Origin of the sequence: Hymenobacter terricola (genome assembly GCF_017921975.2) — a bacterium.
GTDB lineage: Bacteria > Bacteroidota > Bacteroidia > Cytophagales > Hymenobacteraceae > Hymenobacter > Hymenobacter terricola.
Window position 1 is genome coordinate 39,321 of sequence record NZ_JAGEMO020000040.1, and the last position, 20,251, is coordinate 59,571.

General features: G+C 60.4%; 23 protein-coding genes. 11 read left to right on the forward strand and 12 right to left on the reverse strand.

The genetic code is table 11. The features are described 5' to 3' along the window. The first annotated feature begins 22 nt into the window (after positions 1-22). The 3 genes from rimM to rplS all read left to right on the forward strand — a co-directional run bounded on the left by rimM (position 23) and on the right by rplS (position 1,911). Positions 23-604: a ribosome maturation factor RimM gene (rimM, locus tag J4G38_RS19595; RefSeq protein ID WP_210520541.1), complete on the forward strand. Its 582-nt coding sequence runs from the start codon at positions 23-25 to the stop codon at positions 602-604. Positions 605-673: 69 nt separating this feature from the next. Further along, a complete protein-coding gene (gene trmD, locus J4G38_RS19600) occupies positions 674-1,351 on the forward strand; it encodes a tRNA (guanosine(37)-N1)-methyltransferase TrmD (RefSeq protein WP_210520539.1) in 678 nt (225 codons plus the stop codon). Positions 1,352-1,518: 167 nt separating this feature from the next. After that, on the forward strand, positions 1,519-1,911 hold the full coding sequence (gene rplS / locus J4G38_RS19605) for a 50S ribosomal protein L19 (protein WP_210520538.1): 393 nt from the start codon (positions 1,519-1,521) through the stop codon (positions 1,909-1,911). 109 nt (positions 1,912-2,020) lie between these two features. Here rplS and J4G38_RS19610 read toward each other — a convergent pair whose 3' ends face one another. Together J4G38_RS19610 and J4G38_RS19615 are read right to left on the reverse strand one after the other, a co-directional pair. Beyond that, positions 2,021-2,425 carry a hypothetical protein gene (locus J4G38_RS19610; RefSeq protein ID WP_210520536.1) on the reverse strand — a complete coding sequence of 135 codons (405 nt, stop codon included), beginning with the start codon at positions 2,423-2,425 and terminating at the stop codon, positions 2,021-2,023. Positions 2,426-2,581: 156 nt separating this feature from the next. Continuing rightward, complete coding sequence (locus J4G38_RS19615) at positions 2,582-3,289, reverse strand: hypothetical protein (RefSeq protein WP_210520534.1); 708 nt, start codon at positions 3,287-3,289, stop codon at positions 2,582-2,584. 253 nt (positions 3,290-3,542) lie between these two features. On the opposite strand from J4G38_RS19615, the gene J4G38_RS19620 reads away from it, so the two are divergent. The 4 genes from J4G38_RS19620 to J4G38_RS19635 all read left to right on the forward strand — a co-directional run bounded on the left by J4G38_RS19620 (position 3,543) and on the right by J4G38_RS19635 (position 6,457). Continuing rightward, positions 3,543-3,950: a 6-pyruvoyl trahydropterin synthase family protein gene (locus J4G38_RS19620; RefSeq protein WP_210520533.1), complete on the forward strand. Its 408-nt coding sequence runs from the start codon at positions 3,543-3,545 to the stop codon at positions 3,948-3,950. After that, positions 3,943-4,602, forward strand: a complete 660-nt coding sequence (folE, locus tag J4G38_RS19625) for a GTP cyclohydrolase I FolE (protein WP_210520531.1) — start codon at positions 3,943-3,945, stop codon at positions 4,600-4,602. Before J4G38_RS19620 ends, folE begins: the two co-directional genes overlap by 8 nt. A 102-nt stretch (positions 4,603-4,704) precedes the next feature. Then, positions 4,705-5,637: a TIGR01777 family oxidoreductase gene (locus J4G38_RS19630; protein ID WP_210520529.1), complete on the forward strand. Its 933-nt coding sequence runs from the start codon at positions 4,705-4,707 to the stop codon at positions 5,635-5,637. Between the two features lie 88 nt (positions 5,638-5,725). Next, positions 5,726-6,457 carry a DUF2625 domain-containing protein gene (locus J4G38_RS19635; RefSeq protein ID WP_210520528.1) on the forward strand — a complete coding sequence of 244 codons (732 nt, stop codon included), beginning with the start codon at positions 5,726-5,728 and terminating at the stop codon, positions 6,455-6,457. On the opposite strand, the gene J4G38_RS19640 is transcribed toward J4G38_RS19635, so the two are convergent. The 8 genes from J4G38_RS19640 to J4G38_RS19675 all read right to left on the reverse strand — a co-directional run bounded on the left by J4G38_RS19640 (position 6,454) and on the right by J4G38_RS19675 (position 14,658). Continuing rightward, entirely contained in the window at positions 6,454-8,853 is a 2,400-nt protein-coding gene (locus tag J4G38_RS19640) for a transglycosylase domain-containing protein (RefSeq protein ID WP_226163577.1), read from the reverse strand. The two genes, J4G38_RS19635 and J4G38_RS19640, sit on opposite strands and share 4 nt — an antisense overlap. 129 nt (positions 8,854-8,982) lie before the next feature. Then, positions 8,983-9,441 (reverse strand): hypothetical protein, encoded by a 459-nt coding sequence (locus tag J4G38_RS19645; protein WP_210520526.1) that lies wholly within the window; start codon positions 9,439-9,441, stop codon positions 8,983-8,985. Between the two features lie 52 nt (positions 9,442-9,493). Further along, entirely contained in the window at positions 9,494-9,886 is a 393-nt protein-coding gene (locus J4G38_RS19650; protein WP_210520525.1) for a hypothetical protein, read from the reverse strand. Between the two features lie 293 nt (positions 9,887-10,179). Continuing rightward, complete coding sequence (locus J4G38_RS19655) at positions 10,180-10,401, reverse strand: hypothetical protein (RefSeq protein ID WP_210520523.1); 222 nt, start codon at positions 10,399-10,401, stop codon at positions 10,180-10,182. A 74-nt stretch (positions 10,402-10,475) separates the two neighbouring features. Continuing rightward, entirely contained in the window at positions 10,476-12,101 is a 1,626-nt protein-coding gene (locus J4G38_RS19660) for a DUF4153 domain-containing protein (RefSeq protein WP_210520522.1), read from the reverse strand. Between the two features lie 58 nt (positions 12,102-12,159). Next, a complete protein-coding gene (locus J4G38_RS19665; protein ID WP_210520520.1) occupies positions 12,160-13,617 on the reverse strand; it encodes a B12-binding domain-containing radical SAM protein in 1,458 nt (485 codons plus the stop codon). Between the two features lie 70 nt (positions 13,618-13,687). Beyond that, positions 13,688-13,981, reverse strand: coding sequence for a winged helix-turn-helix domain-containing protein (locus tag J4G38_RS19670; protein WP_210520518.1), 294 nt, complete (start codon positions 13,979-13,981; stop codon positions 13,688-13,690). Further along, complete coding sequence (locus J4G38_RS19675) at positions 13,978-14,658, reverse strand: hypothetical protein (RefSeq protein WP_210520517.1); 681 nt, start codon at positions 14,656-14,658, stop codon at positions 13,978-13,980. Before J4G38_RS19675 ends, J4G38_RS19670 begins: the two co-directional genes overlap by 4 nt. Positions 14,659-15,086: 428 nt before the next feature. Between J4G38_RS19675 and J4G38_RS19680 the strand changes: the two genes are divergently transcribed. From J4G38_RS19680 to J4G38_RS19695, 4 genes are all read left to right on the forward strand, one after another. Then, on the forward strand, positions 15,087-15,443 hold the full coding sequence (locus J4G38_RS19680) for a hypothetical protein (protein WP_210520514.1): 357 nt from the start codon (positions 15,087-15,089) through the stop codon (positions 15,441-15,443). A 60-nt stretch (positions 15,444-15,503) separates the two neighbouring features. Beyond that, positions 15,504-16,319 (forward strand): class I SAM-dependent methyltransferase, encoded by an 816-nt coding sequence (locus J4G38_RS19685; RefSeq protein WP_210520512.1) that lies wholly within the window; start codon positions 15,504-15,506, stop codon positions 16,317-16,319. Positions 16,320-16,393: 74 nt separating this feature from the next. Beyond that, the gene (locus J4G38_RS19690; protein WP_226163579.1) at positions 16,394-17,266 is read left to right on the forward strand and encodes a UbiA family prenyltransferase; all 873 of its coding nucleotides are present in this window, start codon (positions 16,394-16,396) and stop codon (positions 17,264-17,266) included. Between the two features lie 181 nt (positions 17,267-17,447). Further along, positions 17,448-17,990 (forward strand): hypothetical protein, encoded by a 543-nt coding sequence (locus J4G38_RS19695; RefSeq protein ID WP_210520510.1) that lies wholly within the window; start codon positions 17,448-17,450, stop codon positions 17,988-17,990. A 7-nt stretch (positions 17,991-17,997) separates the two neighbouring features. On the opposite strand, the gene J4G38_RS19700 is transcribed toward J4G38_RS19695, so the two are convergent. Further along, entirely contained in the window at positions 17,998-18,666 is a 669-nt protein-coding gene (locus tag J4G38_RS19700; RefSeq protein ID WP_210520507.1) for a DsbA family protein, read from the reverse strand. 534 nt (positions 18,667-19,200) lie between these two features. Then, the coding region (gene rho, locus J4G38_RS19705) for a transcription termination factor Rho (protein WP_226163581.1) at positions 19,201-20,251 on the reverse strand (1,051 nt) is incomplete at its 5' end.

Here is a 20,251-nt window from a genome sequence, read left to right on the forward strand (position 1 = left end):
TTTTCGTTCCCCCTCCCCCGCCATGACTCTCGACGAAACCTATCAGCTCGGTTACATCATCAAAACCCACGGCCTGCGCGGCCACGTCGTGGCTCACTTCGACGTGGACGACGCCACGGCCTACGCCAAGCTCAAAACGGTGTACCTCACCCTTGCCGGAGCACCGACCAAGCTGGTGGCCCACGAGGTAGAGAAAGTGCAGCCCCAGGCCGCCAACCGCGTGCTGCTGAAGCTGCGCGGCATCGACCGCATCGAGGAGGCCGAGCCCCTGCGCGGCTCGCAGCTGCACCTGCCCCTAACCCAGCTGCCCGAGCTGGAAGACGACCAATTCTACTTTCACGACGTCATCGGCTTCACCGTCGTTGATGAAAACCTGGGCGAGCTGGGCACCGTGGAAAACTTCTACGAGCTGCCCCAGCAGGACATGCTGGCCATGCGCTACCAAGGCCAGGAAGTCCTGATTCCGGTAGTGGATGAGCTGGTAAGCCACGCCGACCACAAGAAGAAGGAGATTTACGTGAACCTACCCGACGGCCTGCTCGACGTGTACCTCAAGCCCTCTACCCGCCAGCAGGACGAGGCTGACGGATTAGACGAAGCCTAAAGCCGGCCGCTTTCCCCGGCCATCAGCGCAGCCAATAATCCGTGAAATCCGTCCAATTCGTCTACATCCGTGCTTCGCATAGACATCCTCACCTGCCTGCCCGAATTGCTGGTCAGCCCTTTCGCTCATTCCATTGTGAAGCGGGCGCAGGATAAAGGCCTGGCCGAAATCCACGTCCACGACCTGCGCCAGCATGCCATCAACAAGCATGGCCAGATTGACGACTACGTGTTTGGCGGCGGCGCCGGCATGGTGCTGCGCGTGGAGCCCATTGCGGCCTGGATGGACGAGTTGCAGGCGCAGCGGACCTACGACGCCGTTATCTACCTCACGCCCGACGGCGAAACCCTGCGCCAGCCGCTGGCCAACCGGCTATCGCTGTTCCAGAACATCATCGTGCTCTGCGGCCACTACAAGGGCATCGATGAGCGCATTCGCCAGACCTACATCACCCACGAAATCAGCGTGGGCGACTACGTGCTGAGCGGCGGCGAGTTGGGCGCGGCCATCCTCGTCGATGCCGTGGTGCGGCTGCTGCCCGGCGTGCTCGGCAACGAGGAATCGGCGCTGTCCGATTCTTTCCAGGATGATTTGCTGGCCCCGCCCGTGTACACCCGCCCGGCGGAATGGCGCGGGCAGGCCGTGCCGGAAATCCTGCTGTCCGGCAATACTCCCAAGATTGAAGAGTGGCGGCACGACCAGGCACTGGCCCGCACGCAAGTCCGCCGGCCCGATTTATTGGGTTAGAACACGCTTTCGCTTGCTCTTCTTTCGAATCAACAGCAAATCAGTGAACAAGCTAACGCGTGTTCTACAAATGACTTGCTATCCTCAACCAAAAGCGCTATCTTTGCGCTCCGTTTCGTAAAATATACAATCCCGACGGCGGCGCCGTCTTTCGCATTTCCCCAGCCATGAGCGTACTACTTGACTTTATCCAGGCCGAATCGCAGGAGCGCCGCGCCAGCTTCCCCCAGTTCGCCGCCGGCGACACGATTAACGTGCACGTGAAAATCCGCGAGGGCAACAAGGAGCGCATCCAGCAGTTCCAGGGCGTGGTGCTGCAGCGCCGCAACCCCAGCTCGAACGGTGAAACCTTCACGGTTCGCAAGATTTCTAACCAAATCGGCACCGAGCGTATCTTCCCCCTGCTGTCGCCTAACATCGATAAAATCGAGGTTATCCGTCGCGGTAAAGTACGTCGTGCCCGTCTGTTCTACCTGCGCGGCCTGTCGGGCAAAGCTTCCCGTATCAAGGAGCGTCGCCTGAACGTGGTAGCCAAGGCTCCCAAGGCTACCGCCGCTTAAGCAGCACTGCTGCAACCGCAAGGTTGTGTTCATATAAAAAGCCGGCCCCACGCGTGGGGCCGGCTTTTTTAGGTTTGGGTGCGGCTACGAACCGCAGACCCAGCGCTGCTTAGTCGTGCGAAGACATGTCCTGCGGCACGGTACCATCGGGCGTGGCGGCACCGCCTTTCAGCTGCTGGGCCACAGCCGTCAGCACTTCGCCTAGCTTGGCTACGCGGGGTGCGGTGTTGCCTTCGGCAAAGCTGGCAGCCTGGGAGGTATTGGTACCCATGCGGGCCAGCAGCGGCGCAATGATGTCAACATCAAGCGTACCGCTGCCAAAGTGTGCTTTTAGCGACTGCAAGTCAACTACTACTTGGTGAAACGCGGGGTTATTGGCGGCTTTCAGGTCCTCAATCCACCGTTGCAACTGGTTGTCGAGGCCGGCGCGGTCGGCTTCCTGCGTCAGGTCGCCGGTGAGGAGGTGAATGGCGCTGTCCAAATGCACTTGGTTCTGAACTTCTGTCTTTTCCATGGGTGGGGCTTTATTGGGCAATGAGTGGCGGATACTAGCACCGCCATTCCTGCCAACGTAGTTTAGCTTAGTGGGGTTGGCAAACCGGCCCAAACAAAAAGCCCCGCCGGTACGGGCGGGGCCTTTTATTGCAACAGAAGTGGACTTCAGCGCAGCTTACTCAATCTTGTTCATGCGGTCTTTTACGGCCTCCAGCGCGACACGCATGTTCACGATGTCGCCCCGGGCGGCTTCCTGCTCTTTCAGGTTCGCGTCGATGAGGTTGTTGAATTGCTGAAGCTCGGCGGCGTTGGCAGCCAGCATTTGCTGGATTTCAATTTTGCGCGCCTTGTTCTTTTCGATGTCCTTCTTGATGGTGTTGGCTTTGTCAATCACCGCCATGTGGTTGTTCTGCGAGGCGACCAGGGCGCGCTCGGCTTCCGAGATTTGCGACACCAGGTCTTCGCGGTACATCATGCGGGCGAAGTCTTTCAGGTACTTCTCGGCCGACTTCCATTGGACGGGCGTAGCGTCTTTGCCGAGGTAGGCATTGCCGAGGTCGATGCTCCACCACACGGTGGTGCCGGTGGGCGTAGCGTCCACCTTGCTGATAACGCGGATGGGGTTGGGTGCAATTTCATCAATCACCACACCGTCGAGCGTCAGGACGCCTTTGTTGTTTTTCAGCTTGCTGCCAAACTTGTCGCCAAGCTGCTTGAGCCACGCGGCTTCCACCCGGCGATTGTCGAGCTGCATGCTGACCTGCTGCCCTTTACGCGGGATGCTATTAATAGACTTATCGGCCTCATCCACAGGGGATTTCTGAGCATAAACGCCCAGCGTAGCCAAACATAACAGGACTAAGATGAGTAGGCTTCGTTTCATGGTAATAATAACTTATGAGAGCTTTAAAAATGGTCGGGCAAAAGACTTTTGGTGGGAGTACCGTTGTCTGGCTTTTCAAATTTAGGGTCTTTATTCTATCCAAATTCTTTCGGGCACTACTTTTTTTAGAATTATGCCATTTTTGTTGCTTTAATTATATTATTGCTTTTTTAGTTTCTACAAAACTATTGAGGCTGGTGGTTGCTCAGTGATGAGCGCAACAAAGCCTGCCCGACGCGGGTTGTAGGCGCCTATGCAAGTTACCATTTGCCGCACCGAGCATTTCAACGCCGCTCACCGCCTTCATAATCCTACCTGGAGCGCCGACCAAAACCACCGCGTGTTTGGCAAGTGCAACAACCCAAACTACCACGGCCATAACTATAACTTAACCGTGCGCCTCACCGGGACCGTAGACCCCGAAACCGGGTACGTATACGACATGAAGCGCCTGAGCGACCTCATCAAACACGAAATACTGGACCGCTACGACCACCGCAATCTCAACCTGGACACGGAAGAATTCCAGTCGCTGAACCCCACGGCCGAAAATATTGCCGTCATCATCTGGCAGCGGCTGCGCCCCCACCTGGACGCCACCCTCGCCCTTTCGGTCACGCTCCACGAGACGGACCGTAACTTTGTCGAATACCATGGATAACCCTTCCGGACTGGTTCCGGCCACCGACGCCCACCTGCCCACGGGCCTGCGCACGCCGCTTCGCGACGACGCCTTCGCACACGCTGACGAAGAAAAAATTACGGCCATCAGCGGCCATTTTGAGGCCATTATGCGTGAGTTGGGCCTTGACCTGACCGATGACAGCCTGGCCGGCACGCCCCGCCGTGTGGCCAAAATGTACGTGCAGGAATGGTTCAAGGGCCTCGACCCGAAGAACCGGCCGGAGGTGCGCATGTTCGACAACCGCTACGGGTACCACCAGCTGCTGGTGGAGCGCGACATCACGCTGTTTTCGTGCTGCGAGCACCATTTTGTGCCCATTATTGGCAAAGCCCACGTGGCCTACCTGCCCGCCGACCACGTAGTGGGCCTGAGCAAGCTCAACCGCGTGGTGCAGTACTACGCCCGCCGCCCCCAGGTGCAGGAGCGCCTCACCCGCCAGATTGCCGAAGAGCTGAAACAGAGCCTGGGTACCGACGACGTGGCCGTGCTTATCGAAGCCGACCACCTGTGCGTGATGAGCCGGGGCGTGAACGATACCAGCAGCTCGACGCTGACCAGCGAGTACGGCGGCCGTTTTGCGACGGACGAGGCCCTGCGGCGGGAGTTTCTGCGGCAGATTGGGAAATAATGCCGGAGTTGCCAGTTATTCGTTTTATTCGTTGTCGGTTGGCGGGCGACAACGGCATCAACCAACCGGCCAGCTGACCACCCAATAACTGATAACGCCCCCATGACCGATAATTCTCCCCGCAAAGTCCTCATCACCGGCGGCACCGGCCTCATTGGCACCCGCCTGGCCGAACTGCTGATTGACAGTGGCTACGAAGTGGCCTTGCTGAGCCGGGAGCCTACCAAAAGCAGCCACTTCCGCAGCTTCCGCTGGGACCCGCAGGCGGGCACGATTGACGAAGCGGCCGTGCCGTATGCCGATTACATCGTGAACTTGGCCGGGGCCAGCGTGAGCGATGGCAAGTGGACCGACGAGCGCAAGCGCGACATTATGACCAGCCGGCTGGGCGGCCTCGCGCTTCTGCGTCGCGAACTGGCCAAGTCCGGCCATCATGTGCAGGCGTTTGTTTCGGCCTCGGCCATTGGCGTGTACGGCGATACGGCCGACACGCTGCTCACTGAAGAAACGCCACCCGGCCTGCCCACGCACGATTTCCTGGCCGATGTGGCCCACCAGTGGGAGCTGGCGGCGGAGCCCATTGCCGCGCTGGGAATTCGCACGGTGGTGCCCCGCATCGGCATTGTGCTGAGCACCGAGGGCGGGGCCCTGCCCCAGATTGCGCGGCCGGTGAAGCTGGGCGCGGGCGCCGCGCTGGGCAGCGGCAAGCAGTACATGTCCTGGATTCACCTCGACGACCTGTGCCGCCTCTTCATGGCCATGCTGGAAGACCCGGCCTGGCACGGTACCTACAACGCGGTGGCCCCCTACCCGGCCACCAACCAGGCCTTCACCGAAGTGCTGGCCGAGGTGCTGCACCGGCCGTTGATTCTGCCCAAGGTGCCGGCCTTCGGCCTGAAGCTGGCCATGGGCGAGATGAGCGAAATCGTGCTGGCTTCGCAGAACGTGAGCGCCCGTAAGGTGCTGGCGCAGGGCTTCACGTATGAGTACCCGGAGCTGCGCGGGGCACTGGAGGCCCTGTACGGGGCGGGGTAAAACTACTTAGGCAAGCCAGCCGATGGTCCCGTAAGTCATCCGATGGCTCCGGCTGGGCATCCGATGGTACGTGAGCTACCTTTGGTCCATGCGCTTTATTGGAATCGGAACTCTGGCTTTGCTCATCTTCAAAGCACCCTTGCTTTGTGCCCAACCTATGAAAATGCGTCCGCTAACGGAGCTAATCAACAAACAAGACCCCGGCTGGGTCTTGGTCCAGACTTGGATTAAGGCGGCAAAAAATAAGGTGACAGTGCTGCCCAAAAACCCAGCGCGAGCCGATAGTGCGTTGCTCGCCGCGCAGGTCACGACCCGGTCGCCAATGGGAGCAGTCGTTTATGAAACCGGCGGAATTACCGTAGCCGATGGCTGGCTCCGCATCTTGGGCTCCGGCTCGACGGCCCTGAACCGAGACCTCATGGGCTGGAATAAAGGCAAGCAGGATGGGCTGCTCCTCGTGGCAGATGACGTCCTCGGCGGCTTTTTTGCCCTTAACGGCGGCGCCTTTGGGCAGGCTTCCATCGGCAAAATCTACTACCTCGCGCCCGAGAATCTGAAATGGGAACCGCTTGATTTTGGCTACTCCGATTTCCTGATTTTCTGCTTTTCCGGCAATCTGGATGAGTTTTATGACGGAATGCGGTGGAAAGGCTGGCAGCAGGAAGTAGCAAAAATCGATGGTACCCAAGGCATCGGCTGCTACCCTTTTCCATTCACCACAGAAGGAAAAAACCTGAATAAGGACAGCCGGAAAGCGGTGCCAATTGCAGAGCTCTGGGGGCTACACAATGACTTCCGGAGGCAGTTGGGTATCCATTAGCGCCCGCCCTTCACACTATCCGGCACGCCGCCCCCGCTGTTCATTTGCTCCAGCAGGTTATCGGCGGCGATGGTGTCCACGGCTTCGGCGCGGCGGCGCGGCTCCTCGGGCGAGACGCAGTTATATTTCTTCACGATTTTGACTGAGGCGGCCGGAAAGTGGCCGGGGGTGTAGCCCAGGTCTTTATCCTTGTAAATCTTCTCCATGAACTTGCCGAAAATGGGCAGAGCCGTGCGGCCGCCCTCGCCCTGCTGCGAGCCGGTGAAGTGGATGCTGCGGTCCTCGCCGCCCACCCACACGCCGGTCATCAGGTCCTTGGTCATGCCCATGTACCAGCCGTCGGAGTAGTTGGAGGTGGTGCCGGTTTTGCCGCCGATTTGGTTGTCGTTGTGCCAGAGGTCGTAGTCCCACAGGGCCTGGGAAGTTCCTCCCGGCTCTTCCATGCCGCCGCGCAGCATGTAGGTCATCAGCCAGGCAGTTTCGGCCGGGATGGCGCGGTGCTGCACCGGGTCGAATTGCTTGATGACGTTGCCGTTGCGGTCCTCAATGCGCGTCACGAGGCGCGGGTCGGAGCGGAAGCCGGTGTTCATGAACGTGCTGTAGGCGTCCACCATTTCGTACACGCTCACGTCGCCGGCCGAGCCGAGGCCGATGCTGGGCACGGGCAAAAGTGGCGAGGTGATGCCGACTTTGTGGGCGTATTTGGCCACGTTTTCCCAGCCCACTTTCTCCGTCAATTGGGCCGTCACGGAGTTCACGGAGCGGGCCATGGCGTGGCGCAGCGTCATGTTGATGCCGGTGTATTCGCGGGTCACGTTGTCGGGCTGCCACTCCATGGGCTTGCCGTTTTCGACGTATTTGATGGTCACGCGCTGGTCGCGGATGCGGTCGCAGGGCGAGTAGCCGTTGTCGAGGGCCGTGAGGTAGACGAAGGGCTTGAACGTGGAGCCGGCCTGGCGCTTGCCCTGCTTCACGTGGTCGTACTGAAAAAAGCGGTAGTCAAGCCCGCCCACCCAGGCCTTGATGTGGCCGGTGAAGGGGTCCATGCACATCATGCCCGACTGCAGAAAGTGCTTGTAATAGGCCAGCGAATCGAGCGGCGACATCACGAGCGTGGTGTCGTTGTCGTCGTGCTTCCAGGTGAATACCTTCATCGGCCGTTTGGCGTGCAGGGCCGAATCGAGGCGCTGGGGCTGGTTTCGGTAGTGGTTGGCGAGGGTTTTGTAGCTCTCGGTGCGCTTCATCTGGGTTTCGATGAAGTCGGGAATCTCGTCGCCGTGGTCGTCCACCCACGGGTCCTTGCCCTTGTTCTTCCAGAAGCTGTCGAACTGACGCTGCAAGGCTTTCATGCGCTCGTGCAGGGCCTCCTCGGCGTGGGCCTGCATGCGCGAATCGATGGTAAGGTAGATTTTCAGGCCATCGCGGTACATGTCGTGGCCCGTGCTGTCGCACCACGCGTCCACAAACTGGCTGATGGCGCTGCGGAAGTAGGTATCCGGCCCGTCGATGTGCCGCTCAACGTGGTAATCGAGCACAATCGGCGTGGCTTTGAGGGCCTTTATTTCGGCAGCGGGCAGCACATTGGCCTGGGCCATGCGGTCGAGCACCACGTTGCGGCGGCGCAGGGCGGCGGCCGGGTGGAAGCGCGGGTTGTAGGCCGTGGGGTTGTTGAGCACGCCCACCAGCATGGCCGCCTGCTCGGGCCGGAGGCTGTCGGGCGAGGTATTGAAGAAGGTTTTGGCCGCGACTTTGATGCCAAATGCGCTGGAGCCGTACTCCACGGTATTGAGGTACATCCGCAGAATTTCCTCCTTCGTGTAGCGTTTTTCCAGCTCCACGGCGGTCAGCCATTCCTTGGTTTTGGCCACAATGGTGCTCACCACTGGGATGTATCCCAGCCCGCCCCGGCTTTGCTGGCGCCGGATTTTGTAGAGGTTTTTGGCCAGCTGCTGGCTGATGGTGGAGCCGCCGCGCTTCTCGCCGCGCAACGAAGCATAGAAGCCGCCGAGCACGGCCGTCAGGTCGATGCCCGAATGCTCGTAGTAGCGCACGTCTTCGGTGGCAATCAGCGCTTTAATCAGCAAGGACGACATCTTGCTGAGTGGCACCGGCGAGCGGTTTTCCCGGAAATACTTACCAATTAATACCCCGTCGGAAGTGTATAGCTCCGAGGCCTGCTCGACTTTGGGGTTCTCCAGGTCCGACAGGCTGGGCGACTTGCCAAAGAGGAACATGAAATTGGTGCTCACCAGAAACGGGTACACCAGAAACAAAATAACCACGAGACCAAACAGGACCCAGGCCCAGCTGGCCAGCCGCAACGGCCAGCGTCGGCGTGTTGCCTTTGGTTTTGAGCCCGAAGAAGAGGCAGAAAGTGGCGGTTTGAGGTCAGCCATGCAGGGCAGCGGGTGGGAAACGGAGGTACTGCTCCGTCACGAAGAGGGGCAAATATACCAGCCCCCCGCCCCAAAAGGTCAGGCGAAACCGCCCGGCGGCAAAATTGCGGCCCGAATGGCCGCCCGCCGCTAGCGGCGCGAGCGGGCCGAGAGCAAGGCGTGGTGGTGCACATTGCGGCGCGCTTTGGCCCGATGGCGCTGCCAGCGCCAGCCCAACTCGCCCAAGGCCAGCAGGATAATACCCAGGCCCAGGAAATAGCTCCAGTGCAGCATGCGGATTTGGCCCCGCGTGGGCGATTCCAGCTCTTTGAACAGAAACAAGCCCCACAGCTCATCAACCAGGGTGAAGGCCCACACCATGGCGGCAAAAATGCGCCCGGCCCGGCCCAGCACCAGTTGCCAGTGCAGCAGATAAAGAATCACGCCCGGCAGCGCCGAGAGCAGCACCAACGGCTCCTCTTTCACCAGCGGCAAGCCCAAAAAGACAATGCTCATCGTTTCCTTGAGCACCTGCGCCCCAGCCAGCCCACGGCCCAGGCGCGAGAGTTTTGGAACAACTGACTGCGGGTGAAGGTGAGAAGTGGGCATAGCGCGGACGGGAACTAAGGAGCCAAAGTACCGCCAATATACTGATTAACCGCTAGTACCGGCGCGTCATCATGCGAGTAGCCTGGCAACGCCAGGTAAGCACCACAATAAATAATCCTTTTACGGAATCCAGCAACAAATTGTCGGGCTTGCCAAAGGCATAATAAATTCCGATGCCAATGCCTATCCACCACAGGCCCAAGAGGTAGCACCAGGTAGCGTAGCTGGGCCGGCGCTGCCACACCTGCCCCACGGCCACGGCCGTCACCAATGACACAAACAGCAGCAGCCACCCCACAATGTAAGCCAGGAACGTAGTATCCGGCCCGTATTTTACGCCAAACTGCGTGAGGGTGAGCGCCGGCGCGAAAAAGGCCCCACCCGTGAGCGCCAGTTCCAGCAACAGCGCGATGGCAAGCACAATGAGGAGCAGCGTTCGGGCCATAAAAAGAAAACAAGTGTGGAACCGTCACGGGCCTTTCTCACTCTGGGAAGCCCAACGGGCTGCCAAACTAACCAATAAACTTGGATTAGTCATTATTTCGATTCGTCGCCCCCACCCCGCTTTCGCATGTTATGCATTGATAATATGATGAATGCATAAATAAAGCCTGCAAATGCGCAGAATCAATTTCTCCCCAAGAGCCTATTTTTTCTATCAAAAACGATTGGGCGTTGGACAACACGGGTGGTCCCCAATCCGGACTGGTTTCAGCTTTGCCACGCTATTGGTGCCGATTACTGCCGCGCCCATAGCAGCATGAGTTGGGTGAGGGCCAGCAGCAATAGGCCCAGCAAGACCACCGTGGCCGGCAGCACCCCGCGCACCAGCCGGCGCCACCGCAGGGAGGGCGTGGCGGCCCGCTCCTGCCAGGTGAGCAAAAAGCCCAGCGCGGCCACGTCGCCGAAGCAGAACAGGACGCCGAGAAATGTGAGGAAAAAGGGAGGAAGGGAAGTCATGGGATGGTTTTTCGAGGTACTGATAAGGGGATGGGCTAATGCGGGCCCGTTGAGGCGCACGAAAGCTTCAGCGGCTAGCGCAGTGCCTGCTGCGTTTGCCAATCGGCCCAGGTGCGGCCCTGCCAATCGGTATAAGCTGCGTTGCGGGCTTTGAAAGCCCCCAGGGCAACGTCGAGGCGATGCTGGGCCTCGGCAGCGTCGATGCGCTGGCCGCCGCCGTATTCGGCCTCCACGGTGAGCTGCGCGGTGCGGTTGAGCACGGCGCGGCGGGCCACCAGCGTGGGCAGAACCCGGTCAGGCATGTTGAGCAGGAAACCGATGTCGATGCTGGCGAAGCGCGGCTGAAGGTTATACTCCGCAATCCAGACCTCCCAATTGCCAGCCGCCAGCAGGAGCATTACGGCATAGACAGCCAGCGAATTGAGGCGGATGAGGCTGTAGGCCGAGCGCCGCTGCCATATTTTGAGCAGCACCGTGGCCAGGCCAAAAAACGTGAGCAGCAGGAAGAAATACACACCTATGCGTTTGTAGGCCAGGCCGCAGTGCAGGATGTAATAGTAGTTGCGCAATCCCACCGAGGTGGCCAGCACGGCGTTTTGCAGCACCCACACCGTGGCGCCCCAGCGCAGCACGGGCAGGCCGGGCGCGTAAAAATTCAGGTTGCGGCGGAAGAACCACAGCACGATGCCCATCGCCAGCAAAATACTGAAGATGAGCACATAGGTGCCTTCGTGCACAAACTGGGTCAGGTCGAACCCTAGCGCCGGCACGAAGCCAAACCACAACCAATTGATGTCGATGGCATTCACGAGCAGCAGCAGCCCATTCACCAGCCCGAACACGGCCACGGCGGCGATAAACTCCTTGCGCAAATCGAGCGCTCGCACGGTTTTCCAGCGGAAATCGGGCCGGCGCACGCCAAATGAGGCCACTCCATCCCGCTGCCGCCGGATGAACTCGCCAAAATGCGATTCGTGGTCGGCAAAATAATGCACGGGCACCGCCACCACCACCCCGGCCGTAACCAGAAAACCCAGCGTGAAAAACAGGAGGTGTGCGAAGGAAATGTCCGGCAGCAGCCGCGCCAGCCAGTCGCCCAGCACCGCCAGCGCCCGGCCGCTCAGGGCATCGTAGCGCGGGTTGGCCACCGCAAACAGCAGGTGGAACGCCCCCAGAATGCCCAGCGGCACCAGCAGCAGGCGCCCGTAGAACCAGCCCCGGCGCACGCCCACGCCGGTGTGGCGCGGCGGCCGAATGCTCCGCACCGCCCGCAGGCCGGCCTGCATCACGCTGCCCACCGCCGTCAGCAGCGCGTACAGCACCAGCTTCAGGTGAGGCTGGTTCACGTAGCCCAGCAGCATCAGCACCGAGCCCACGCAGGCCAGCGCCGCTGCGCCGGAGCCATACACGGCCATCATTGCCCCGCCAAACAGGCTACCGGCCACCATCAGCCAAAAATAGCCGGAGCGGCGCACGGCCGCATGGCGCGGCAGCACCACCAGCTGCGCTACTACCACAAAAATACTGAACACCAGCATGTTTACGCCGCCTTTTTCACGCCAGAAAAGCCAATCGAATAGCACCATGCCCAACGGCAGGAGTATTTTTTGAGCCGTGGAAAGCGGGGTAACCGCCGCAGCATTAGTGGCTGAGAACGGCGCGGCGTCCGCATCGTCGGACAAGGGAATGACGGGGTTCATTGAAAAATATGTTGGATGATTGATGGGTTTTTGAGCGGCCGGGAAGCGGTGACGCTGGTTAGCGCGTGAGCACGGGTAACGGCAGGAAACTATCGTCGCTGGCGGGGGCCCGGGTCGGTGCCGAAGGTGAATTGGCCGGGGCCGAAGTGCCCCGCACCTTGCTCAGAATGGCTTCGAGCAGCGGGCGCATCGAGTCGAGGTGGCGCGATTTGATGACGAAATTCCAGAGCGGCTCAAATTTTTTCCACCCGCCGGCGTAGGCGAAATGCTTGAGTTGGTGCCGCAACGTGTCGTGCACCAGGCTGGCTTTGGTGATGTTGGCCCAGGAGTAAAAATCGCGGTAGGCCTGGTCGTAGCCATCCTTAAGCTGGCGGGCGGTGAGGTGCGGGCCGGGCCGGCACACCACGGTGCGGGTGTCGTACTCGTTCCAGCGGCGGTGCAGCAGGCGGTTTTCGGCCTCCATGCGCTGGAACAGGGCTGTGCCGGGGTAGGGCGTGGCAATGTGGAACGTGGCCGTGGTAATGCCTTGGCCCACGGCCCAGTCCACGGTGCGCCGAAACACGTCGGGCCGGTCGTCGTCGAGCCCGAACACGAAGCTGCCGTTCACCATAATGCCTAAGTCGTGGAGCCGGCGGATGGCAGCCGCGTAGTCACGGCCCAGGTTTTGGGGCTTGTTGCTGGCTTTCAGGTTGACCGGGCTCAGCGTTTCAAACCCCACAAACAGGCTCCGCAGGCCCGCCTGGGCAGCTTTTTCCAGCAAGCCATTATCCCGTAGGATGCTGTCGACGGTGGCCGCGCCCTGAAACAGCCGCCCCATGCCGCGCATGCCCGCAAACAGTTCGGCCGCAAAGCGGGTGTGGCCCAGCAAATGGTCGTCAAGAAAATACAGGTGGCGGCCCGGTAGCCGATTGATTTCGGCCAGGGCCTCGTCCACGGTTTGGGTGTAGAAAGACTTGCCGCCCTGAAAAAAGGCATCTTTGTAGCAGAAATCGCAGTGGTGCGGGCAGCCCCGCGTCACCACAATGGAGTTGGGCACGAGGTAGCGCTCGCGCTTAATCAGCTCGCGCCGGATGGGCGGAATGCCGGCCAGCGTGCGCCCCGGCCCCGACACGTAGCGCGGCCGCGCCCGGCCCGCCCGCCAGTCGGCCAGAAACCCAGGGAACGTCTCCTCGCCCGGCCCCAGAAAGATGCTGTCGGCGTGCGGCGCGGCCTCGTCGGGCAGGCTCGTGACGTGCAGGCCGCCCAGGCACACGTAGGCGCCACGGGCCCGGTAGTGGTCGGCCAGGGCGTAGGCGCGGTAGGCGTTGGTGATGTAGACCTGAATGATGACCAGGTCGGGCTGGTCGTCCAGCCGCAGGGCTTCGACGTGCTCGTCCTGCAGGTCGGCCTCCCAGTCAGCCGGCAGGTAGGCCGCCAGCGTGGCCAGCCCCAGCGGCGGGAACAGTGAATACTTAATCGGCCGCCAGTACGGGCTGGTGGCTTCGGTAAGGGCCGGCAAAATGAGTTTAACGTGCATTTTAAAGAACTTTGAAACACAAAGTATAAAGGCAAAAAAAGAACGCAGCAAATGCTCTATTCCAAAAAAATCAGGGCCGCAGCAGCTTTTCCAACGTGGCGAGGTGCTGCTGAAACGCGACCTTGCCGGCGGCGGTGGCCGTATAGGTGGTGTTGGGCTTCTTGCCCACAAATTGCTTGCTTACCAGTACGTATTCGGCTTTTTCCAGAGCGGCCACATGGCTGGCGAGGTTGCCATCGGTCAGGTCGAGTACTTCTTTTAAATCGTTGAAGCTCACCGATTCGTTGGCCATCAGCACGGCCATGACCCCGAGCCGCACGCGGTGGTCGAAGGCCTTGTTGAGGGTATGGATGAGGTGCTTCACGGGGACACTGCGGGTTTGGCCGACGTGCCGGCCGCGCCCGGCCGCTCGTAGCGGTTGTACATCAGCAGCCCGTAGCCGATGTGGCCCAGGCCAAAGCCGAGCGCGAAGTAAAGCAAGCCCCAGCCAGGATGCAGCACGGCCACCAGCCCCAGGCCAATCTGGGTCAGGCCCAGCCAGCGGATTTCGTCCAGGGTGTACTTGCTGGCGTTGAGCAGCGCCAGGCCGTAGAACAGCAACAGGCCCGGCACCACCATGGCCGCATCGCCGCCCAGGTACAGGCGCAGGCAAAACAGGCCGCCCGCTACCAGCGGCACCGCCAGCGCCACGGCCAGCCGCCGGCCGGGGGCGCTCCATAATTTTTTACCGTCGTTGTGCGTGCGGCGGTGGGTGAAATAAAACGCCACCAGCAGCGCCAGGCCAATCATCACGCCCGCCAGTAGCAGCAGAAACGGCAGGGCCGCCCGCCGCTCCTGCGCCGTGCCCTGCATGAGTTGCAGGTAGCCGTCGGAGTAGTGGCTTTGCAGGTAGAAATGGCCGACCGCTACGCCCGCCAGCGCCACCACGCCCGCCCCTACCCCACTCAGGCCCGACAGCGACAAAAAGCGCGAGCTGCGCTCCATGATGGCGCGGATTTCGGTGAGTTGGGTAATCGGGTCGGGAGATGCGGCGGGCTTCATAAGTATCGAAGTGCTTTGTGATGCAAAGTTGAAGAAAAGAGTTGATACATTTGCTACTGCACTATTATTTTCTTTTTCAATGGATAAAATCTTCGAAGGGCATCAACAGCACGCGGTCGTCCACTGACACGGCCGTCATCGTGGCCATAATACTCGTTATTGCCGCCGCTGCATCGGTGCTCGCCATTCCCATGGCTTACTTCGCTTTCTCATACCTGCTACGCGTCCCTGACTACTGGTATCGCCTCATGCAGACAGGAATATTCATAACCTTTTTTTTCTAATCATCATTTATGCAACTACTTATACAATACTAGGGCCCAATACATTTGACCTATTAAGCATAATGGCGATAGGCGGCTGGGGCTGTCTACTAGCGGCGATTGTTTCGGCAGCCGTGCTGTACGTACAGCCCAGAGGACTTCGCCGTGCCCCTCATCATTGGCTTGATGGCGGCCCTGATTTCGCTGGCTTTCGTTCCCCTGGCCTTTCCTTTCTTCATATTGTCGCGGCGCGTGTGCACCGGGTGGCGGTGCCGGGTGGTGGCCGTTGCGGGGGGGCTGCTGGTGTTCGCCCTGGGCAATTTTTTGCTGCTGAAATGGTTGCCCATCGGTTCGCTCAACAGCCTATTTTCCTTTTCGCGGCCCTACCTGGGCGCGGCGCTGCTGGCGATGGCCTGGCTATATCGGTCCCAGGCGGCGGCCAAGCCTGTTGCCTTCAAACCCGCCGCCGCCCTCGCCAACATGTGGTGGAACCGGTCGATACGGCAGACGCTGGCGCACTAAGCGGCCAGGCTTCTGCCGGAAAAATCGACGGCCGATGCCGTTTGTGCGTATCCTTGGGCCATGCGCCTCCGCCTTCGGTTGTTTGAGTTTGAAGATTTGCCGTGGTTCCCGGCCGTCATCCGGGCCGGGATGATGGACTATTTGCGGTTCATGATTTCGGCGCTGGGCATTTACCGGCCCATCGTGCCGCTGCTGGCCGAAGGCCTCGCCCGCACCGGCCAAACCCGCGTACTGGAATTGGGCGCGGGCGCGGGCGGCGGCACCGAAACCGTGCTGGCCGCTCTGCGCACCCACGCCCAGCCCGATGCCACCATCACCCTCACCGACCTTTACCCCCAGCCCACCGCCTGGGCCGATATTGCCCGGCGCACCCACGGCGCCATCGGCTACGAGCCCGCTTCGGTGAATGCCCTGGCCGTGCCAACGCACCTGGCCGGGTTCCGCACCATTTTTTCGGCTTTTCACCACTTCCCGCCCGATGCCTGCACGGCCCTGCTGCGCGACGCCGTGCAGGCCGGCACAGGCATCGGCGTGTTTGAGGGCGCGGGCAAGCACTGGGCGGAGCTGCTGTTGGTCTGGACGCTGAACCCGCTGGCCCAGCTGCTGCTCACGCCGCTGTATCGGCCGTTCCGGCTCAGCCGGCTGGTGTTCACCTATTTGATTCCGATTATTCCGCTGTGCACTATCTGGGACGGCACCGTGTCCATCCTGCGCATGTACCCGCCCGCCGAGTTGCTGGCCCTGGCCCACGCCGCCGACCCCACGGGCCATTTTGCCTGGCAAGCGGGCAAAAAACGCCACTGGTGGGGGCCCGAAGTCACCTATCTCATCGGTTGGCCCATTGAAAAGCAGTTGGCAGTGAACAATGAGCAGTGAGCAGCCCACTGTTCTATTTGCCGCTTTTGCTCACCTTTGCGCAACGCCTCCACTTGCTAACGGCTCACTGATAATTGCTCACTGACTACAAAAAAGCGCTGCTGCTGCTGCGCATTCCGTTTTCCATTTACCTCATGCCGGTGTTCTGGTTTGGGCTGAGTGCGTTGCGCGGACCTTGGAGCGGGTGGCGGGCAGTGGGCGTGTTCATCGTGCTGCACCTGTTGGCCTACCCAGCCTCTAACGGGTACAATTCTTATTACGACAAAGACGAAGGCAGCATCGGCGGCCTGAAGGCCCCGCCCAAAGTGACGCCCGAACTGCTGCACCTGGTGTGGCTGTTCGATGCGCTGGCGGTGGTGGGTGCGGCGCTGTTGTCGTGGGTGTTTGCCGGGCTGGTGGTCGTGTATCTGCTCATTTCAAAAGCCTACAGCTACGAAGGCATCCGCCTCAAAAAATACCCACTGCTGAGCACGCTGGTCGTCGTCATTTTTCAGGGTGCTTTCACCTTATTGATGACGCAGTTGGGCGTAGGGGCTACTGCGGCCCAGCTTTTTGAGAAAACCAACCTGCTGCTGGCCCTGGTCAGCACGTTGTTTTTGTGCGGTTCCTATCCGCTCACGCAAGTCTATCAGCACGAGGAAGATGCCCGGCGCGGCGACCGCACCCTGAGCCTGCGGCTGGGCGTTCGGGGCACGTTCATCTTCGCGGCCATTGGCCTGCTGGCGGGAGCGGCCGCGCTGGGACTGGCCTACTGGCTGCGGCAGGAAATTCGGCCGCTGCTGCTGTTTCTGGTGGCCACGGGGCCGGTAGTGGCCTTGTTCAGCCGCTGGGCCTGGCTGGTGTGGCACGACGAGGCCGCGGCCGACTTTGAGCACACCATGCGCATGAACCAAGTGTCGTCGCTGTGCCTGAGCGCGGCGTTCATCGCCATGCTGCTGTGGCGCTAGGGTGTGCGCAATGGGCGGGCAGCAGTAACTTTCGGGCCGCCACGCATCAGTAGCGCGTATTACTGGCTCAATCTCCTGCAAACCCTTATTCATTATGCGTCTCCATTGGCTCGCATTGTTGCCTTTACTGGCAGCCTGTAATTCTACGCCTTCGATAGTTAACGAAGGCACCGTTTCCCGCGTGGCCGACCGCCCTGCCCGGGATACCACCGCCCTGCCCCCGCCCGATACGGCGCACACCAAAGCCGTATCCGCGACCAGCGATACGCTGCGCGTGGCGCGGCAGCAGCACAATTTCAGCCACTCCAAAGGCCCGGCCGACACTTTCCGGCTGGTATTTCGGGGCCCCTCTATCCTGGAAGGCACCGGCGAATTCACCATCACAGCCCCCGGCGGGCAAGTCATTTTCCGCGAAATGCTGACTGAGCCCGACCTCGAAGCCGCCCTCGTGTACGAGATGAAAACGCCCACCGCCACCCGCGCCGAGCGCGAGGCATTCGTGCTCCGGCGCATCGACCGGTTTTTTCTCCCCTCGCAGTTCCACACACCCGCCGTCGACCGCAAAGCAGCATTCCCTGGCGGGGTTGAAAACCTCGACCAGGCTACCTGGAAAGACTTGCAGCAGCGCCCCGACGCCATTCGCTTCGACTACCTGAAGGGCAAAGAAGACCGCCGCCAGATTGTGTGGTCGCCCCTAAAAAAACAAACCGTACGGCTGCGTTAAGGCTTTTTTACGCGTTAGCTGCTTCCCGTAGCAGCTGCTCCAGCCCTGCGCGCAATTGCTCGTAGGGCTGGTAGCCACGGGCCAGCACGTAGCCCTGCTCGCCCAGCCGCAGCACGGCCATTGGGAAGCCGTGCACACCGATACGCGCCACGGCCGCAAACTCCTGCTGGGTGGCCCGGGCCGTTTCGGGCGCCGCCCAACGGCGCCCGAACTCGGCGGCATCTACGCCAAATGGTGCCAGCAGAGGTTCGTAAGTAGCCGGGTTGTTCAAGTCGTGCCCGTCGTGGAATAAAGCCGTTTGCACGGCGTGAGCAAAGGCAACGGCGCGGGCCGGGTTCTGGGTAATGTGCCGGAAGGCGGCAATGGCCCGGCTCGGCGGCTCCGAGTCGTAAACGTACCTCCCGGCCTCGCCCAGGGCTTTGAAAGCGGCCCCAAAATGCACGCCCGTGACCTTTTCCACCTCGTCCAGGGAAGGGCCCAGGGATTCCCAGCCTTCTGCAATGGGGCCAGCATCGGCGCCGGTCACCATGCCCCCGCACAGTACCGACACCTCGACCCGGCCCGCAAACTCACGCTGCACCTGGTTGATAGCCGGGCTCATGCCGTAGCACCAGCCACACAGCGGGTCGTGGATGTAGAGCAGTTCGGGCAGGTAAGCGGTCGGTTCGGGGAGCATTGGCAGCAAATTAATTCACCGCAAAAATAGCCCTTGGAGTGCCCTTTGCCTCATTAGTCCCCGGCGTTCACGAAACTTTGAACTGCCGATGAATTTATTCACCAGCCCCTTGGTTTGCCGGGTACTATACTAGCAGATTGATACGCATCAATTTATAAATATCCGGTTATTAATCATTATTTATGATATAAAGAAAAGCCCGATGCAGTGATGCAAAGGGCTTTTCTCTTTACTTAACTGAGGATTTGGCATTTCACATAACTGAATAATTCCAAGGCACTCATCAGTCCGAATTACCTTTTTTCCGGCCTTTTTTAGTCGGAATACCGGGCTCGGTAGCGAGCCATTTCAGGGCCATGTTGCCATATCACTGGTGCGTTGAAAACGATGCTTTACACCTGCGTCAGCACTCGGCGGCTTACGCTCTGGGCAGAAGAAGGCAATGCATTACCTCCCACATCCACACAAAAAAGGCGACCCTAAACCAAGGTCGCCTTCTTTTATGCGTCAGCAGGTAGTTGCCAGCCGGTGAGCTTAGCCGTTCATGGAAATGAGGAATTCCTCGTTGTCCTTGGTGCCTTTGATGCGGTCCTTCAGGAATTCCATGGCCTCGGTAGCAGTCATATCGGCCATAAACTTGCGGAGCACCCACACGCGGCTCAGCTCGTCCTTGCTCATCAGCAGGTCTTCGCGGCGGGTGCCGGAAGCCGGGATATCGATGGCCGGGAACACGCGCTTGTTAGCCAGCTTGCGGTCCAGCTGCAGCTCCATGTTGCCGGTGCCTTTGAATTCCTCGAAGATAACCTCGTCCATTTTGGAACCGGTTTCGATGAGGGCCGTGGCGATGATGGTGAGTGAGCCGCCGCCTTCCACGTTCCGGGCCGCGCCAAAGAAGCGCTTGGGCTTTTGCAGCGCGCCCGCGTCGATACCACCCGAGAGGATGCGCGACGAGCTGGGCTGCACCGTGTTATAGGCCCGCGCTAGCCGGGTGATGGAATCGAGCAGTATCACCACGTCGTGCCCGCATTCGACCAAACGACGGGCCTTGTCCAAAGCCATTTCGGCGATTTTTACGTGGCGGTCGGCCGTTTCGTCAAAGGTCGAGCTGAGGACTTCGGCCTTCACGGTGCGGGCCATGTCGGTTACTTCTTCCGGCCGTTCATCGATGAGCAGAATCATCAGGTAAACCTCGGGGTGGTTTTCCGAAATGGCGTTGGCCACTTCCTGCAGCAGCACCGTTTTACCGGTTTTGGGCTGGGCCACAATCAGGCCGCGCTGGCCCTTGCCGATGGGCGCGAAAAGGTCCAGCACGCGGGTGCTGATTTGACTCGATTTCGTGCTCAGCTTCATGCGCTGGTCGGCAAAAAGCGGGGTGAGGTGGCTGAACGGCACCCGGTCGCGGACTTCCTCCACGGTGCGGCCGTTCATGCTGTCCACGCCCACCAGGGCGAAGTATTTTTCGCCTTCGCGCGGCGGCCTAATGGTGCAAATCACCGTGTCGCCGGGCTTCATGGCAAACTGCTTCACCTGCTGGGGCGACACGTAGATGTCGTCGGGCGAAGTCAGGTAGTTGTAGTAGGGCGAG

Coding starts and splice junctions, on each gene's coding strand:
- J4G38_RS19640 (WP_226163577.1), bottom strand. CDS start 8,853: ATGGCTGACCTCAAACCGCCACTTTCTGCCTCTTCTTCGGGCTCAAAA.
- folE (WP_210520531.1), top strand. CDS start 3,943: ATGGATAACCCTTCCGGACTGGTTCCGGCCACCGACGCCCACCTGCCC.
- J4G38_RS19610 (WP_210520536.1), bottom strand. CDS start 2,425: ATGGAAAAGACAGAAGTTCAGAACCAAGTGCATTTGGACAGCGCCATT.
- J4G38_RS19615 (WP_210520534.1), bottom strand. CDS start 3,289: ATGAAACGAAGCCTACTCATCTTAGTCCTGTTATGTTTGGCTACGCTG.
- J4G38_RS19635 (WP_210520528.1), top strand. CDS start 5,726: ATGCGCTTTATTGGAATCGGAACTCTGGCTTTGCTCATCTTCAAAGCA.
- J4G38_RS19685 (WP_210520512.1), top strand. CDS start 15,504: ATGCGCCTCCGCCTTCGGTTGTTTGAGTTTGAAGATTTGCCGTGGTTC.
- J4G38_RS19660 (WP_210520522.1), bottom strand. CDS start 12,101: ATGAACCCCGTCATTCCCTTGTCCGACGATGCGGACGCCGCGCCGTTC.
- J4G38_RS19630 (WP_210520529.1), top strand. CDS start 4,705: ATGACCGATAATTCTCCCCGCAAAGTCCTCATCACCGGCGGCACCGGC.
- J4G38_RS19650 (WP_210520525.1), bottom strand. CDS start 9,886: ATGGCCCGAACGCTGCTCCTCATTGTGCTTGCCATCGCGCTGTTGCTG.
- rplS (WP_210520538.1), top strand. CDS start 1,519: ATGAGCGTACTACTTGACTTTATCCAGGCCGAATCGCAGGAGCGCCGC.
- J4G38_RS19665 (WP_210520520.1), bottom strand. CDS start 13,617: ATGCACGTTAAACTCATTTTGCCGGCCCTTACCGAAGCCACCAGCCCG.
- J4G38_RS19655 (WP_210520523.1), bottom strand. CDS start 10,401: ATGACTTCCCTTCCTCCCTTTTTCCTCACATTTCTCGGCGTCCTGTTC.
- J4G38_RS19645 (WP_210520526.1), bottom strand. CDS start 9,441: ATGCCCACTTCTCACCTTCACCCGCAGTCAGTTGTTCCAAAACTCTCG.
- J4G38_RS19700 (WP_210520507.1), bottom strand. CDS start 18,666: ATGCTCCCCGAACCGACCGCTTACCTGCCCGAACTGCTCTACATCCAC.
- J4G38_RS19620 (WP_210520533.1), top strand. CDS start 3,543: ATGCAAGTTACCATTTGCCGCACCGAGCATTTCAACGCCGCTCACCGC.
- J4G38_RS19675 (WP_210520517.1), bottom strand. CDS start 14,658: ATGAAGCCCGCCGCATCTCCCGACCCGATTACCCAACTCACCGAAATC.
- rimM (WP_210520541.1), top strand. CDS start 23: ATGACTCTCGACGAAACCTATCAGCTCGGTTACATCATCAAAACCCAC.